The sequence below is a fragment of the Pseudoalteromonas sp. 3J6 genome, from assembly GCF_903995135.1.
In the GTDB taxonomy this organism is placed as follows: domain Bacteria; phylum Pseudomonadota; class Gammaproteobacteria; order Enterobacterales; family Alteromonadaceae; genus Pseudoalteromonas.
Map to the genome: position 1 here is coordinate 3,641,933 of NZ_LR877185.1, position 15,368 is coordinate 3,657,300.

The window sequence follows — 15,368 nt, forward strand, 5'->3', positions numbered from 1 at the left end:
GATTAAATTACCAGCCAAATTTAATCTTATGGGAAACAAGATGCTGCACAAACAAAAAAACTCTGCATTTAAACTGAGTCTACTTACTTCACTAGTTTTATCTGGTCATGCTGTTGCAAACGACACGCAAGACAACCTGCCTTTAGAAAAAATTGCCGTTTATGGGCAACATCATAAAAACTATATTACCGAAGAAGCGCAGTCTGCAACTAAGCTAGGTTTAACAATTAAAGAAACCCCGCAATCAATTTCCGTTGTTTCACGCGCGTTGATGGATGACTTTTCACTTGATGATATTAATGCGGTACTAGAAAGCACACCAGGCGTAACAGTAGAGCAAATAGAAACCGATCGTACATACTTTAAAGCCCGTGGTTTTGAGATAACTAACTTTTTAATTGATGGCTTAGGCACTCCGCAAACCTCTGGTTCAATTCAAGGGACACTTGATACTGCAATTTACGACCGTGTTGAAATTGTACGTGGTGCCAATGGCATGATGACCGGTGCGGGTAACCCATCGGCTACTGTAAACATGGTGCTAAAAAAACCAACCTACACAACACAAGCTCATGCTTCTGCTTCTTATGGTTCGTGGAATAACAAACGTGTAGATATAGATGTTTCTGCACCGATTAGCGATGAACACGCTGTTCGCGCTGTATTTTCCAAGCAAGATAAAGAGTCATATTTAGATCGTTACGAAACCGATAAAACTATTGCCTACCTTGCCTATGAAGGAAAGCTAGCTGATGATACGTTACTGAGCATTAACTACGTAAACCAACAAAAAGATGCTGACAGCCCATTGTGGGGCGCATTACCCCTTTATTACACTGATGGTTCACCAACTGATTATGATGAATCGACTAGTACAGCTGCAGATTGGTCTTATTGGGATAATAGCGCTGAACGTATCTATGTAACACTTGAGCAAAACTTATCAGCGACTTGGGTTGCTAAAGCGCGTTATGCCCATATAAAAAATGAACAAAATTCTGAGTTGTTTTATGTATATGGTACCCCAGATAAAGAAACTGGTTTAGGTTTAACCGGCTATGCGAGTCGTTATGATTACAAAGACACGCAAGATTTGTTTGATTTATATGCCAGCGGTAAGTTTGAGTTGTTTTCATTAGAGCACGACTTATCATTTGGTATTAGTCAAGCAAACATGGACTTTAATGACCAATCGCTTTATGACTACAGCACAGGAAATGGTTTCCCTACGATGCCTGATTTAGCGACTTGGGATGGGATTGCACCAGAGGCAACGCTTGCTGATAAACCTAACGGCAGTGATGTACAAAATACACAAAGATCGGCCTATGTTTCAACTCGTATAAAACTAGCAGAGCCATTAAGCATTTTGGCAGGCGTACGCTATACCGATTGGGAAACTAAAGGTACAGCTTATAGTGTAGTGCAAACCCGCGATGACTCAGAGGTTATTCCTTACATTGGTACTGTGTACGACTTTACCGAGTCGTTATCAGCTTACGCAAGCTACACCGAAACGTTTGTGCCACAAAAAGAGTTAGACATTAACGCTGAACAACTGGCTCCGGTTATTGGTAAAAGTGCTGAGGTTGGCCTAAAAGCTCAACTTTTAGATGAGCAAGTATTTGTAACACTGGCCTACTTTGATGCTAAACAAGATGGACTTGCTATTGCGCTTCCAGACTCTCTTCCTAGCGATACGCGTTATTATGCTGCAGATGGTATCAACAGTGATGGTTTCGAAATTGAGCTAAGCGGTCGATTAACAGATGATTTAAGTGCTAGCATCAGCTTTAGTAATTTAAGCATTGATGGTGATGAGCTTGTAAAAGATTACACCCCCGAAAACCAATTAAAAATGGCAGCTACTTATCAAGTACCATTTATTAATGGTTTAACCTTAGGTGCTAATTACCGCTGGCAAGATGCGACTAGCCGCGTGCAAGTAAAAGACCCAGCAGGTAACGCATTGGTTACTACAAAACAAGGGGCTTATGGCATATTAGATTTAATGGCCACCTACGAAATTACTCAAAACGTCGGTGTTACCTTTAATGTTAATAACAGCACTGATGAAAAGTACATAAACAGCCTCTATTGGGCACAAGGTTATTACGGGGCACCACGTAACTACTCATTGTCAGTTAACTGGCAGCTATAAAGCTAACAATTAGGCTTTAAGTCACTGTATAGCAAACAATAAAAAAGCGCTAACCTAAATGGTTAGCGCTTTTTTTAAGCTCGGGTCAAATCAAGCTTTAAAACTAAATGGCTTAAAGGTCGCCTTCATCACCTAATACGTCTTCGCCATCTTCTGGCTCAACCGTTGCTTTTAGCAATAGCATTTCACGTAACTTACCTTCAATTTCATCTGCAATTTCAGGGTTTTCTTTAAGGAACTTAATTGAATTAGACTTACCTTGGCCAACTTTGTTGCCATTGTAACTGTACCAAGCACCTGCTTTTTCAACAATTTTATGCTTAACACCTAAATCAATTAGCTCGCCCTGCTTAGAAATACCTTCACCATACATAATGATAAATTCAGCTTGTTTGAACGGCGGTGCTACTTTGTTCTTCACAACTTTAACACGCGTTTCATTACCAACAACTTCATCACCTTCTTTTACTGAACCAATACGACGAATATCAATACGTACAGAGGCGTAAAATTTCAGGGCATTACCACCAGTTGTTGTTTCAGGATTACCAAACATTACACCAATTTTCATACGGATTTGGTTAATGAAAATACATAGCGTGTTTGAGCGCTTAATGTTACCTGTAAGCTTACGTAATGCTTGTGACATTAAACGTGCTTGTAGACCCATGTGTGAATCACCCATGTCGCCTTCAATCTCAGCTTTAGGTGTTAATGCAGCAACAGAATCGACAATAACTACATCAACCGCGCTTGAGCGCACTAACATGTCACAAATTTCCAGTGCTTGTTCACCCGTATCTGGTTGAGATACCAGTAACTCATCAATATTAACGCCTAACTTTTGTGCGTAAACTGGATCAAGAGCATGCTCAGCATCAACAAAGGCACACGTTTTACCTTCTTTTTGAGCTTGTGCGATAACTTGTAATGTTAGCGTTGTTTTACCTGATGACTCTGGGCCATATACTTCAACAATACGCCCCATTGGCAAGCCGCCTATGCCTAAAGCAATATCAATACCTAGCGAGCCTGTTGATACAGCGTCAATGTTTAACGCCTTATTGTCACCCAATTTCATGATTGAACCTTTACCAAATTGACGTTCAATTTGTGATAAAGCTGCGTCCAACGCTTTTTGTTTGTTATCGTTCATTTTCTTCTCCAAATCCAGCTAATGCACACAAGTATACTGTATGAAATCACAGTATCAAGCTAATTTTATTATTTTATCTTCTCTATTATAGTTTTTAAAGAAAATACAATGGCTTGCAGCCTAACTTGCGCCCTATCACCATTAAATACTTGTTCAAACGTCCAGTGTTTACCGTTAATTTGTAGCCCAAACCACACAAGCCCTACCGGTTTGTCCTCAGTAGCGCCACCGGGCCCTGCAATCCCTGAAATAGCAATGGCAATGTCAGCACTGGCTGCCTTGCAGGCACCTGCTGCCATCTCAATAACTGTTTGTTCGCTCACTGCGCCAAATTGCTCGAGGGTATCATGCTTCACATTGAGTAATTCATGCTTTGCGTTATTGCTATAAGTAACAAATGCACGATCAATATATGCAGAGCTTCCTGGGGTATCGGTAAGCGAATAACTCACTCCACCACCAGTACATGATTCAGCGGTAGTGATCCATAAGCGTTTATCCGTTAAAATAGCGCCTAATTGCGCAGCAAGTGTCTTAATCTCTTGATGTAATTCCATATTCAGCCTTTGGGTAAATACATGTCGTTTGATCTTTATGCACCGCACACTATAAAACAACAAACCCCTATGATGCAGCAGTATCTAAAAATAAAATCAGAGCATCGCGATATTTTATTGTTTTATCGGATGGGGGATTTTTACGAACTCTTTTTTGATGACGCAAAACGCGCCGCGCAGTTGCTTGATATTTCACAAACACACCGTGGCAAAGCAGGGGGCGATCCTATTCCTATGGCGGGCGTGCCTTATCATGCGGTAGAAAACTACTTAGCCCGCTTAGTACAAATGGGCGAGTCGGTGGCTATTTGTGAACAAGTGGGTGACCCTGCCACCAGCAAAGGCCCTGTTGAACGCAAAGTAGTGCGTATTGTAACCCCAGGTACTATTTCTGACGAAGCCTTACTACAAGAGCGCCAAGACAACTTACTAACCAGTGTTTGGCAAAATAAAAAAGGTCAATACGGTGTTGCGTATCTTGATATCAACTCTGGGCGCTTCAATGTTGTTGAAGTTAGTACCGATGAAGCATTTAGCTCAACCCTACAACGCTTAGCGCCTGCTGAATTACTATATAGTGAACACTTTGAAAACACTCATTTAATTGAACATATTAAGGGAGCGCGTCGTCGCCCTGATTGGGAGTTTGACCTTGATACCGCGCAACACTTACTGTGCGAGCAGTTTGGCACCAAAGATTTAGTCGGTTTTGGGGTCGATAAAGCACATAGCGCCTTGGTAGCGGCAGGCTGTTTAATGCAGTACGTAAAAGATACCCAACGTATTGCATTACCGCACATTCGTGCAATTACCCTTGAGCATAATGAACACGCGGTAATTTTAGATGCGCCCACCCGTAAAAACCTTGAACTTACCGTTAATTTATCAGGTGGCTTTGAAAATACCCTTGCCCAAGTGCTTGATAAAACAGCCACAGCTATGGGCTCACGATTACTTAAGCGCCGTATTCATACTCCTATTCGTAATAAAGACGAGTTAAATTCTCGTCTAAATGCCATTAGTGCTATTTTAGATGTGCAATTATGCAGTGAGCTGCATGACGCTCTCAGAGATATTGGTGATATAGAACGTGTAATTGCTCGCTTGGCATTACACACTGCTCGGCCACGTGATTTAACACGGCTTCGTAGTGCGCTTCAAGCATTAGCACCGCTACATAACTTATTAAGCGATGCCACAGATGCGCGTATTTCTCATATTATTGCCCACTCTAAAGAGCTCCCCGAGCTTCAAGCATTACTTGAACGTGCAGTGATTGATAACCCACCGGTGTTAATTCGTGATGGCGGCGTTATTGCTCCAGGGTATAACAGCGAACTTGATGAGTGGCGTAATTTAAGCCAAGGTGCCACCGATGTGCTTGAACAGCTAGAGCAACGCGAACGTGAACGCACAGGTATTAGTACACTTAAAATTGGTTATAACAGAGTGCATGGCTTTTTTATTGAAGTGAGCCGCGCTAACTCGCACTTAGTGCCTGCAGATTATATTCGTCGTCAAACGTTAAAAAATAATGAACGTTATATAATTCCAGAACTTAAAGAACATGAAGACAAGGTTCTCGGCAGCCAATCAAAAGCGCTGGCCCTAGAAAAGCAGCTATACGAACAGCTATTTGAATTTATTGCTCCGCATATCGAGCAGCTGCAAATAATGGCCTCGGTCATTGCCGATTTAGATGTACTGAATAATTTAGCAGAGCGTGCCCAAACGCTAAATTATGCCAAGCCTGAGCTTTGCGATAACGATAATATCAGCATCGAACAAGGCCGCCACCCTGTAGTTGAGCAAGTAATGAAAGACCCATTTATTGCCAATCCTGTGGAGCTCAATAGCCAGCGTAAAATGTTGATAATTACTGGTCCTAACATGGGCGGTAAATCAACTTACATGCGCCAAACTGCGCTTATTGTGCTTATGGCGCACATTGGCTGTTACGTTCCTGCTGATAGCGCAAAGATTGGTAATATTGATAGAATATTTACTCGCATTGGCGCCAGTGACGACTTAGCATCTGGGCGCTCTACCTTTATGGTTGAAATGACAGAAACTGCGGCAATTTTAAATAATGCCACCGCACAATCATTGGTATTAATGGATGAAATAGGCCGAGGAACCAGTACTTACGATGGTTTATCACTGGCATACGCAACAGCTGATCATCTTGCTTCAAAAATCGCGGCTAAAACTCTGTTCGCAACCCATTACTTTGAACTCACTGAGCTTGCAGAACAAACGCCTGGGCTGGTTAATGTGCACCTAGATGCCATTGAACACAACGATACCATTGCCTTTATGCACACGGTATTAGATGGTGCCGCAAGTAAAAGTTTTGGTTTGCAAGTGGCAGCCCTGGCTGGTGTGCCTAAAGCGGTTATTGCCCAAGCTAAACAAAAGCTAACCTTGCTTGAAAATCATCAAAGTGTCACAACAGTCACCACAGAGCAACAGGTTTTACCGTTTGATAGTGAACCGCAAATAATTCAGCCTAGTGAACTTGAGCAACAAATGACCGCAATAGATCCCGATAACCTATCACCGCGTCAGGCGCATGAACTGCTTTATAAATTAAAAGCACTGCTTTAAACGCAAACAGCCCGACTAAAAAGTCGGGCTGTATTTAATTTTACTGTGTGTTTAGATTAAGCAAACTGCTCAAACAAGCTTTCGGTACTTAATCCTTCTTGCTGCAAGATATCTTTTAACCGACGTAGCGCCTCAACCTGTATTTGGCGAACTCGCTCGCGGGTCAACCCAATTTCACGGCCCACATCTTCAAGCGTTGAAGGCTCATAACCGAGTAAACCAAACCGACGTGCCAGTACTTCGCGCTGCTTAGGGTTCAATTCACCTAACCAGTCAATAATATGCGTATTCATATCATTGTTTTGCACTTCACCTTCAGGACCTACATTTTTTTCGTCGGCAATTACATCTAACAATGCACTGTCATTCTCGCCACCAATAGGCATATCTACAGAAGCTATTTTTTCGTTTAGGCGAAGCATTTTTGTTACATCTTCGACCGGCCTGTCTAAGCTTTCTGCAATTTCTTCTGCGGTTGGCTCATGATCAAGCTTTTGAGTTAGCTCACGTGCTGTACGTAAATAAACGTTAAGCTCTTTAACAACATGAATAGGCAAACGAATAGTACGGGTTTGATTCATTATTGCCCGTTCAATGGTTTGTCGTATCCACCATGTGGCATAAGTAGAAAATCGAAAACCCCGTTCAGGATCAAACTTTTCAACTGCTCGGATCAGCCCTAAATTACCTTCTTCAATTAAATCAAGTAGAGCAAGTCCACGATTGTTGTACCTACGCGCAATTTTTACAACTAAGCGTAAGTTACTTTCAATCATACGTTTTCGGGAGGCTTCGCAGCCTTTAAGCGATTTTCGTGCAAAAAACACTTCTTCTTCTGCACTTAATAGAGGGGAAAAACCAATCTCGCCTAAGTATAACTGGGTGGCATCGAGGTTTTTAGTGACTTCTTCTTTTACAAATACATCTTCATCTTCCACTTCATCAAGTAACTTCGTTGTCTCCTCTATTTTAGAGTCGTCAAACTTATCATCAGTGGGGGTTTTCTCAGCTTTTGCTACATCAGCCATAAGACTTCTCCTGAGCAAGCTATCAATAACTTTATGATTTAGGTCTGTAGTCGTTTTACAAGCTTTTGCTGTATTAGCCATGAGCCTTCTCCAGAACAGTCAATCAACACCTTCAGTTCAGGGTAGGTACTTAGCAGGGTTAACAGCTTTTCCTCGATAACGAATTTCAAAACGAAGTGCCGTTACTGAAGACTCTGAATTACCAATTTCTGCTATTTTTTGTCCCGCCTTCACTATTTGCTTTTCTTTCACAAGTAACGTTGAGTTATGTGCATAAGCACTTAGGTAATCATCATTATGTTTCAATATGATTAAATTACCGTAACCTCTTAGCGCACTACCCGCGTAAACTACCGTTCCTTTTGCAGCGGCGAGTACAGCAGTACCCTTTTTATTAGCAATCTGTAGGCCTTTGTAACCATTTTCCTTGTTAGAAAAGCGTTTTGTTATTTTACCTTTAGCAGGCCAAAACCAACTCAACTTTTTAGCTGAAGAACCTTGAGACTGACTAATTTTTTGGTTAGCTTGTTTTTGAACATACCTACGTTTTTTCGGCTTATCAAGCTCTTTCTTTAATTTTCTGTTACTTTTTTGTAAATTAGATGGCTTTTTAGCGGGCTTATTTTGGTAAGTTTTTTGTGCAACCCTTGACCTGCTTGGTTCTAAAAGGGATACAACCTGACCAGGAACAATAGTGTAAGGTAATGGAATTGAATTATTTTTTGCAAGTTCTCTGAAATCTTTTCCAGCACTAAAAGCAATCGAATAAAGTGTATCGCCTTTTTGTACCGTGTACTTGCCACCGTTAATATTAATCCGTGAGGGATAGTCATTAATATTATTATTTAAACTACTTACAGGAGCAGGAACATGGCGAGACGAGCATGCACAAAGCAAAACACTAATAAATAAAGCAACATAACAGCGTATTTGTTTATTCAATGTGTTTTGCCCTCTGTTTTAACATCGTTGCATTATGGCGATTATCGCAATAATACGTACGCAACAGCGATTAAAGCAACCACTGCCCAGCCAAGTACTTCAATATATTGACGTAATTTTTGTTCCATTTTAACTCCACCCCACTTCATTAAAGCAGATACTAAAAAGAAACGCGCGCCACGCCCAATAGCCGAGGCAATAATAAAGGGTAAAAACGCCATTTGTAATACGCCAGCGCCAATGGTAAATACCTTATAAGGAATAGGAGAAAACCCCGCTATAAATACCACCCAAACGCCATAATCTTTAAACCATGCAAGCGCCGTATTAAATTTATCTTGCCATTGCATTTGCGCAATAAAGGGCTCTACAACCGGTTCAAACAACCAAAATCCAAGCAGGTAACCTAGCACGCCGCCGAGCACAGACGCAACCGTGGCAAAGCTTGCAAATCGCCATGCCTTACTCGGTTGCGCTAGCGACATGGGGGCTAACATTACATCAGGTGGAACTGGGAAGAAAACCGACTCGGCAAAACTCATCCCTGCTAAATAACGTTCTGCATGGCGGTGTTTAGCCCACACTAACGCCATATCGTATAACTTGGTAAACAACTTCAAAGTGAATTCCTATTCAATATCACCAGGGACTAAAGGTACAAATCTTACTGGCGCAATTACATGCTCTGTAAAGTTATCGCCTTGGCGAATAACCATGGTTAATTTTTGTTCTTCCTCACCAATAGGGGCGAGTAATACGCCTCCATCAGCAAGTTGTGCGAGTAACTCGGGGGGAATGGTGGTTGCCGCAGCAGTCACGATAATGCCATCAAATGGCGCTTGTGACTGCCAGCCTTGCCAACCATCGCCATGTTTCATGGTGACATTGTACAAATCGAGCTGGTGTAATCGGCGTTTAGCTTGCCATTGCAAAGCTTTAATACGCTCTACCGAATATACCTTATCAAAGGTTTTAGCTAAAACCGCAGTTTGATAGCCCGATCCGGTGCCTATTTCTAACACCTTATGTTGCACACCGGCTAATCGCATTAGCTCGGTCATGCGCGCAACAATATAAGGCTGAGAAATAGTTTGCCCTTGCCCTATCGGTAACGCGGTATTCTGATACGCTTTATGCTTGAGTACATCATCAATAAATATATGCCGAGGAATTTGCGCAATCGCTTTTAAAACCTCTTTATCTTCTACGCCATCTCGCTGTAAAAGGTCTGAAAGTGCTTGTGCACTGCGAGTATAATTAGCCAGCACGGTTAATCTCCAACTCGGCTAACCACTCTCCCACGGCTTTAACACTGTCTTTGGCAGTCATATCAACGCTTAACGGGGTCACTGATGCATAGCCATTATTAACCGCATAAAAGTCAGTGCCTTCACCTGCGTCGCTTTCAAGCCCTAGCGATCCATACCAAAAAATATCGCGTCCCCATGGATCGGTTTGCTTAGTCATGGTTTCTGCTTTGTGACGAGCCCCTAAACGAGTTACCTGAACGCCTTTGAGCTCAGAGAGCGGAATATCGGGAACATTAATATTAATGATCTGATCTTTGGGCAACGGATGTGAAGCAAGCCCTTTAATAATATTTACAGTAACGGCTGCCGCTGTTTCAAAATGCTCACCATGATGAGAGCACAAAGATACCGCAATTGCTGGTAAGCCTAAATGACGGCCTTCAGTCGCCGCAGCAACTGTACCAGAGTAAAGCGTATCATCGCCTAAATTACCGCCATGATTAATACCAGCAACAACCAAATCGGGTTTTTCATCCACTAATTGATTAACACCTAAGTGCACACAATCAGTGGGTGTACCGTTTACCGACATAAAACCGTTGTCGAGCGTTGTGGCACGCAGCGGATTCATTAGCGTTAGTGAATTACTAGCACCACTACAATTTCTATCTGGAGCAACCAGCGTTACCTCAGCAATTTGTGTTAATGCTTGATATAAAACAGCAATACCTTTGGCATTAACACCATCATCATTACTTAATAGAATCTTCATCTGCGGTATCCTTTTCTTTTCGCTCGCGAGGGCTGGCATCAGTATAATCGACCAGTTCGCGCAGTAAAGCCGTTGCAAAACAGCCTTTGGGTAAACCAAAGCTGAGTTTTAATGTGCGTTCATCAAGCGTTTCTATGCTTAGCTCTTGGGGGATTAAACGCAGCATTCTACGCTCGTTTTTAAGCCCTAAATCCCCTAAGCCATCACACCATGCTTGATACGGTGCCAACCATGTTTTTTCTTGTTCGGTTAAGCCTTTTTCACTTTTGCCCACCATGGGCGCCGACATCATAATGTCGCCAGAGGCAAGCCGTGCAATATTTTCATCACTTATCGCATCTTCAAAAAATGCATTACTGCCACTGAGCATAAATACTTCGCGGTGCATGGTTTTAGCAAGCCCATGCTCAGCCACGCGTAAACTAACAATTTGATTAAACACATGTGAACGCGCAGCAGAAATAATAATGCCTCGCAGCTTTTTATCGCGAATACGCTCACCGGCAAACATTTTTTCGGCCATCACTAGGTTGTGCCCATCACGACCAAAGCGCTGTTCACCAAAATAATTAGGCACACCTGCGCGTACCGCGTTTATACGGCATAAAATATCAAGCGGCTCGGTTACATTGCGCAAGGTAATAGTAAATCTATTTCCTTTATGGCAACCAGTGCGCAATTTTCGCTCATGGCGCTGCTGCGATACCACAAACACGCTTTCACTGTTCAGCTCAGTAAAATCAATATGCTTTTTAATCGGTACTTTTACGCTAAACCACTGCGAGCATACTCCATGGCGATCTTTCATACCGGCATAGCTTACATCACGTGGCGATACACCCGCTTTTTGTGCAATCAGCTTGGCAACATATTGGGTGTTTTCACCCTTTTTAACCACTTGCAAACACACGTGTTCACCACTGCCGGTAAACTCTATACCGAGATCCTCATCAACCATAAAGTCTTCTGCGGTGGTTTTAAAGTCGGCTTTGGAAAGCGGCGCGCCATATAAATAATTTAATTCGCTCATGCGTTTTGTTTGCTCATAATGACCACGGCATGGCTTGAAATGCCTTCTTTACGCCCCTCAAAACCGAGTTTTTCGGTAGTGGTAGCTTTTACATTTACCTGTGAAAGCTCGGCATTTAAATCACTGGCAAGGTTGCCACGCATCGCTTGAATGTGCGGCAGCATTTTTGGTGCTTGTGCCACAATAGTGACATCCGCATTGCCCAATACATAACCTTGTTGCTTAGCAAGGTTCACTACATGGCGAAGTAAAATACGGCTATCAATATTTTCATATTCACTGGCCGTATCCGGAAAATGCTTACCAATATCGCCCAGCGCTAATGATCCTAAAATAGCGTCACATAAGGCATGAATAGCTACATCACCATCTGAGTGTGCTAAAAAGCCTTGTGGATAATCAATTTTTTCGCCGCAGATAGTTAAAGGCCCTTGGCCTCCAAATTTATGCACGTCAAAACCATGGCCTATTCGTATCATTTTGCACTCTCATTATTTTGTTTTTGCAGTAAAAAGCCTGCTAAATCTAAATCTTCTGGGGTGGTGATTTTAATATTATCACTACGCCCTGCTACCAGCTTTACCGGCTTATTTGCCCACTCCATTGCACTGGCTTCATCAGTAATGGTAACGCCGCTGTTAAGCGCACTTTGCAATGCCGTTTTAAGCTCGTCGTATTTAAACAGTTGCGGGGTAAGCGCTTGCCATAAATCATCACGAGGCACTGTTTGCTGCGCATGGCTTTGCCCCCGTTTTATAGTATCTTTTACTTTACTGGCTAAAATGCCGCCTTCATCAGCCTGCATACACTGTGCTATCAAGCGCTCTATATCAGCAATATCCACTAAAGGTCTTGCAGCGTCATGCACCAAAACCCAAGCAGGTGGGTTGGCTGCTAAAAACAATAAACTGTTTAACACTGAATCTGCGCGCTCTTTACCGCCAATAGCACGCACAATGCGAGGATCAGCTAGCGTAAGGTCGTCAAAGTAGGGGTCGGTTTCGCTCAGAGCCACCACTATAGAGTTTAACTGCGGTAACTGCGATAACTTAGCGAGCGTATGCTCTAGAATGGTTTTCCCTGCTAAGGAAATATATTGCTTTGGTGTTGTGTGTTGCATTCGACTGCCAACACCTGCGGCAGGAACAATAGCAGCAATAGTTTGTTTATTTGTCATGGTGTTGAGCCGGTAAAACACGAATAAAGGTTTCGTCCGGTTTAATCATTCCTAATTCGTTGCGGGCACGCTCTTCAATGCCTTCGTGGCCGAGCTTTAAATCTTCTATATCCGCTTTTAATACTTTATTACGCTTTATTAGTTTTTCGTTAGTTTGTTGATGCGATGCCACCGCATTTTTTAAACGGGTGTAGTCTTGCACCCCGTTATGACCAAACCAAAGGCGATACTGGATAAAAAGTGCTAAGCACAACAAGCCAAATTGAAAAAATCGCATTAAACACTCCTTATTTTAATTTTTAATTATCTACTTATGCTAGCGGCCGCTTAACATTGCGCCAATTAATATTGGCAGCTAGTAACATTTCCCGTAGTGACAAAACCCGTGGCGTGCTACGCTTTGAAAACTGCCACTGGTGGCCACAACACGCCGCTGCAAGGCTCGTTTTACTAGGTTTAAGCAATTGCGCACTTTGTTGCTCAAGTCCTTGGCCTAAAAAATCAAACCAGCCAAGTTCATTACAATGCAGTTGCGTATCAGCTACTTGATCAATGCTATCTATTCTAACCCGAATTTGACCGTGACTTTGTAATAATACCGGAATTATTAGCCCTACTTTGGCATGCGCTTGATAAAAAAGTTCATTCGCTGAAGGATTAGCCTCTGGCGGTGTTGGTTTTTGTTTTTCAAGCCAGCCTCCATTTTGCGCATCAAGCGTAAAAGGCAATGGTGCATTAGCTACACGTGTTGCGGCACGTTCAATATAATAAGGCAGGCTTTTTAATTGCCTGCGTAAACGGTCACCATTAGGTTCAGCCACTAAGCGCTGAACTTCACGCTGATAAAAAGCATTGCATAATTGTGCGTAAAGCACTTTTTGTGCATCAGTTTGCCACATTTCAACTTGCTGGCTTGTGTTAAACTGCTTATTTTTAGCAACCAATCGCTGTACTCAAAAAAACATTTTAATACTGTTTTATAACACAGTAATGCACAGTTTTTAAGCACTTGTAGTAATTTAAGCGCTTGGCTTTTCACCTAATTTTGCGATACCTGATTCTAAAAATTGCACCATAGTGCTGCGCTTTTTACCTATTAATAAGCTGCCATCAGATAAAAACATAAAGTTTTGCCAGTTACGTTTAAACACATCAAATGTCGTTTCGATAATATTGTCGCGTGCCATGCAAAAATACACAGTGGTATTAGCCTGCCAATCTAAGTGGTTCAAAATAGCATCTGGAAATTGGGGTTCTTCGCTTTCCCACGCATCTTCCCAATTAATTTCTTGGCTAAAGTTTTGCTCTTGCGCGCACCAATCGGTTTTATCAAAAAAGTCTGGATGATCATGTTCACGACTCACCATGGTTGTCCACAGTACGGCGGCACGCTCGCTGGTCATAGGTTTAATATTGGCTGCATCAATATCTGAAACCGGAATATCTTTGTGGCGAAATACCCAGGCTTTTTTGTAATCATCAAGAGAAATATAATTCATAGTATTGCTGTATTCTTTGGCATAATAAAAAGCGAAGGCAAATTATACAAGATAACAGACTATGACTACAGCACTAAAACTGGGTTTATATCAACACTACAAAGGCCCACAATATAAAGTTATGCATGTGGCGACTCACAGCGAAACCAACGAGCAATTGGTTATTTACCAAGCCTTATACGGTGAATACGGCATATGGGCACGCCCACTAAGTATGTTTACCGAAACTGTAGAAAAAGACGGTAAAACTATCGCCCGTTTTGCCTACCTTGGTGAAGCCGATTAACTATGGCATTATAACGCATAATAATTACTGCTCAGACCAGATAAAGGATAACCCGTGCAATTTAATTCTACTGATAATTACATCGCAAGCTCAGCATTAAAACAGGCCGTAAACGCCGCTATTATGCTGCAAAAACCGCTTTTAATTAAAGGCGAGCCTGGCACAGGTAAAACCATGCTGGCCGAGGAATTAGCGAAAAGTTTAGATACTGAGCTTATTCAGTGGCATATAAAATCAACCACTAAAGCGCAGCAAGGTTTGTACGAGTACGATGCAGTATCGCGTTTGCGCGACAGCCAGCTAGGTGATGAGCGCGTTCACAATATTAGCAACTACATAGTTAAAGGTAAGCTGTGGCAAGCCTTCATGTACGCTGAATTAAACGGCAAACGCCCAGTACTGCTTATTGACGAAATAGACAAAGCCGATATTGAGTTTCCAAACGATTTACTACTCGAACTCGATAAAATGGAATTTCATGTATACGAAACCGGTGAGCGTATCGTGGCCAAAGAGCGCCCTATTGTGATCATCACATCAAACAATGAAAAAGAGCTGCCTGATGCGTTTTTACGTCGCTGTTTTTTCCATTATATTGATTTTCCAAATAGCGACGAAATGCAGCAAATTATTGATGTGCACTACCCGCATGTTAAACAAGATTTAGTTCGCCAAGCGCTAGAAGTATTTTTTAACTTACGCGAAGCCAATGGCCTTAAAAAGAAGCCATCCACCAGCGAGTTACTGGATTGGTTAAAACTATTAATGGCTGAAGATATAGACGCAAAAACCCTGCACGACAAAGCTCAAAAAGGCGGTTTAATGCCGATGTTTGGTGCGCTGCTTAAAAACAAGCAAGACATAAGCCTAATCGAAAAACTTGCGTTTATGAGCCGTCGCTAA

At 42.2% G+C, this 15,368-nt stretch carries 17 protein-coding genes; 4 read left to right on the forward strand and 13 right to left on the reverse strand.

Features of this window, described 5'->3' with window-relative positions:
* The first annotated feature begins 40 nt into the window (after positions 1–40).
* Positions 41–2,161 (forward strand): TonB-dependent siderophore receptor, encoded by a 2,121-nt coding sequence (locus P3J6_RS16680; RefSeq protein ID WP_198523583.1) that lies wholly within the window; start codon positions 41–43, stop codon positions 2,159–2,161.
* A gap of 112 nt (positions 2,162–2,273) precedes the next feature.
* Here P3J6_RS16680 and recA read toward each other — a convergent pair whose 3' ends face one another.
* The gene (gene recA, locus P3J6_RS16685) at positions 2,274–3,317 is read right to left on the reverse strand and encodes a recombinase RecA (RefSeq protein WP_058155138.1); all 1,044 of its coding nucleotides are present in this window, start codon (positions 3,315–3,317) and stop codon (positions 2,274–2,276) included.
* A 68-nt stretch (positions 3,318–3,385) separates the two neighbouring features.
* The gene (locus P3J6_RS16690; protein ID WP_138609349.1) at positions 3,386–3,874 is read right to left on the reverse strand and encodes a CinA family protein; all 489 of its coding nucleotides are present in this window, start codon (positions 3,872–3,874) and stop codon (positions 3,386–3,388) included.
* A gap of 21 nt (positions 3,875–3,895) precedes the next feature.
* Here P3J6_RS16690 and mutS point away from each other — a divergent pair, with 21 nt between their 5' ends.
* Positions 3,896–6,481 carry a DNA mismatch repair protein MutS gene (mutS, locus tag P3J6_RS16695; RefSeq protein WP_198523584.1) on the forward strand — a complete coding sequence of 862 codons (2,586 nt, stop codon included), beginning with the start codon at positions 3,896–3,898 and terminating at the stop codon, positions 6,479–6,481.
* 56 nt (positions 6,482–6,537) lie between these two features.
* On the opposite strand, the gene rpoS is transcribed toward mutS, so the two are convergent.
* The 11 genes from rpoS to P3J6_RS16750 form a co-directional block, all read right to left on the reverse strand.
* A complete protein-coding gene (rpoS, locus tag P3J6_RS16700) occupies positions 6,538–7,509 on the reverse strand; it encodes an RNA polymerase sigma factor RpoS (protein WP_109874229.1) in 972 nt (323 codons plus the stop codon).
* Positions 7,510–7,626: 117 nt separating this feature from the next.
* Positions 7,627–8,451, reverse strand: a complete 825-nt coding sequence (locus P3J6_RS16705) for a peptidoglycan DD-metalloendopeptidase family protein (protein WP_198523585.1) — start codon at positions 8,449–8,451, stop codon at positions 7,627–7,629.
* A 41-nt stretch (positions 8,452–8,492) separates the two neighbouring features.
* Entirely contained in the window at positions 8,493–9,071 is a 579-nt protein-coding gene (locus P3J6_RS16710) for a YqaA family protein (RefSeq protein ID WP_138609355.1), read from the reverse strand.
* 9 nt (positions 9,072–9,080) lie between these two features.
* The gene (locus P3J6_RS16715; protein ID WP_138609357.1) at positions 9,081–9,719 is read right to left on the reverse strand and encodes a protein-L-isoaspartate(D-aspartate) O-methyltransferase; all 639 of its coding nucleotides are present in this window, start codon (positions 9,717–9,719) and stop codon (positions 9,081–9,083) included.
* Positions 9,709–10,473, reverse strand: coding sequence for a 5'/3'-nucleotidase SurE (gene surE / locus P3J6_RS16720; RefSeq protein ID WP_198523586.1), 765 nt, complete (start codon positions 10,471–10,473; stop codon positions 9,709–9,711). Before surE ends, P3J6_RS16715 begins: the two co-directional genes overlap by 11 nt.
* On the reverse strand, positions 10,454–11,503 hold the full coding sequence (truD, locus tag P3J6_RS16725) for a tRNA pseudouridine(13) synthase TruD (protein ID WP_138594111.1): 1,050 nt from the start codon (positions 11,501–11,503) through the stop codon (positions 10,454–10,456). The genes surE and truD overlap by 20 nt, the downstream gene beginning before the upstream one ends.
* Positions 11,500–11,982 (reverse strand): 2-C-methyl-D-erythritol 2,4-cyclodiphosphate synthase, encoded by a 483-nt coding sequence (gene ispF / locus P3J6_RS16730; RefSeq protein ID WP_008464226.1) that lies wholly within the window; start codon positions 11,980–11,982, stop codon positions 11,500–11,502. Before ispF ends, truD begins: the two co-directional genes overlap by 4 nt.
* Entirely contained in the window at positions 11,979–12,680 is a 702-nt protein-coding gene (gene ispD / locus P3J6_RS16735; protein WP_198523587.1) for a 2-C-methyl-D-erythritol 4-phosphate cytidylyltransferase, read from the reverse strand. Before ispD ends, ispF begins: the two co-directional genes overlap by 4 nt.
* Positions 12,670–12,957, reverse strand: coding sequence for a cell division protein FtsB (ftsB, locus tag P3J6_RS16740; protein WP_008110330.1), 288 nt, complete (start codon positions 12,955–12,957; stop codon positions 12,670–12,672). Before ftsB ends, ispD begins: the two co-directional genes overlap by 11 nt.
* A 34-nt stretch (positions 12,958–12,991) precedes the next feature.
* Entirely contained in the window at positions 12,992–13,624 is a 633-nt protein-coding gene (locus tag P3J6_RS16745; protein ID WP_054201789.1) for a hypothetical protein, read from the reverse strand.
* Positions 13,625–13,699: 75 nt separating this feature from the next.
* Positions 13,700–14,179, reverse strand: coding sequence for a DUF2947 domain-containing protein (locus tag P3J6_RS16750; protein WP_198523588.1), 480 nt, complete (start codon positions 14,177–14,179; stop codon positions 13,700–13,702).
* Positions 14,180–14,240: 61 nt separating this feature from the next.
* Between P3J6_RS16750 and P3J6_RS16755 the strand changes: the two genes are divergently transcribed.
* Together P3J6_RS16755 and P3J6_RS16760 are read left to right on the forward strand one after the other, a co-directional pair.
* A complete protein-coding gene (locus tag P3J6_RS16755) occupies positions 14,241–14,465 on the forward strand; it encodes a DUF1653 domain-containing protein (protein WP_008110327.1) in 225 nt (74 codons plus the stop codon).
* A gap of 54 nt (positions 14,466–14,519) precedes the next feature.
* Entirely contained in the window at positions 14,520–15,368 is an 849-nt protein-coding gene (locus P3J6_RS16760) for an AAA family ATPase (protein ID WP_198523589.1), read from the forward strand.

What these genes read in the sequence shown, in the direction of transcription:
- P3J6_RS16680 (WP_198523583.1), top strand. Translation starts at nt 41, where the DNA reads ATGCTGCACAAACAAAAAAACTCTGCATTTAAACTGAGTCTACTTACT.
- recA (WP_058155138.1), bottom strand. Translation starts at nt 3,317, where the DNA reads ATGAACGATAACAAACAAAAAGCGTTGGACGCAGCTTTATCACAAATT.
- P3J6_RS16690 (WP_138609349.1), bottom strand. Translation starts at nt 3,874, where the DNA reads ATGGAATTACATCAAGAGATTAAGACACTTGCTGCGCAATTAGGCGCT.
- mutS (WP_198523584.1), top strand. Translation starts at nt 3,896, where the DNA reads ATGTCGTTTGATCTTTATGCACCGCACACTATAAAACAACAAACCCCT.
- rpoS (WP_109874229.1), bottom strand. Translation starts at nt 7,509, where the DNA reads ATGGCTGATGTAGCAAAAGCTGAGAAAACCCCCACTGATGATAAGTTT.
- surE (WP_198523586.1), bottom strand. Translation starts at nt 10,473, where the DNA reads ATGAAGATTCTATTAAGTAATGATGATGGTGTTAATGCCAAAGGTATT.
- truD (WP_138594111.1), bottom strand. Translation starts at nt 11,503, where the DNA reads ATGAGCGAATTAAATTATTTATATGGCGCGCCGCTTTCCAAAGCCGAC.
- ispF (WP_008464226.1), bottom strand. Translation starts at nt 11,982, where the DNA reads ATGATACGAATAGGCCATGGTTTTGACGTGCATAAATTTGGAGGCCAA.
- ispD (WP_198523587.1), bottom strand. Translation starts at nt 12,680, where the DNA reads ATGACAAATAAACAAACTATTGCTGCTATTGTTCCTGCCGCAGGTGTT.
- ftsB (WP_008110330.1), bottom strand. Translation starts at nt 12,957, where the DNA reads ATGCGATTTTTTCAATTTGGCTTGTTGTGCTTAGCACTTTTTATCCAG.
- P3J6_RS16750 (WP_198523588.1), bottom strand. Translation starts at nt 14,179, where the DNA reads ATGAATTATATTTCTCTTGATGATTACAAAAAAGCCTGGGTATTTCGC.
- P3J6_RS16755 (WP_008110327.1), top strand. Translation starts at nt 14,241, where the DNA reads ATGACTACAGCACTAAAACTGGGTTTATATCAACACTACAAAGGCCCA.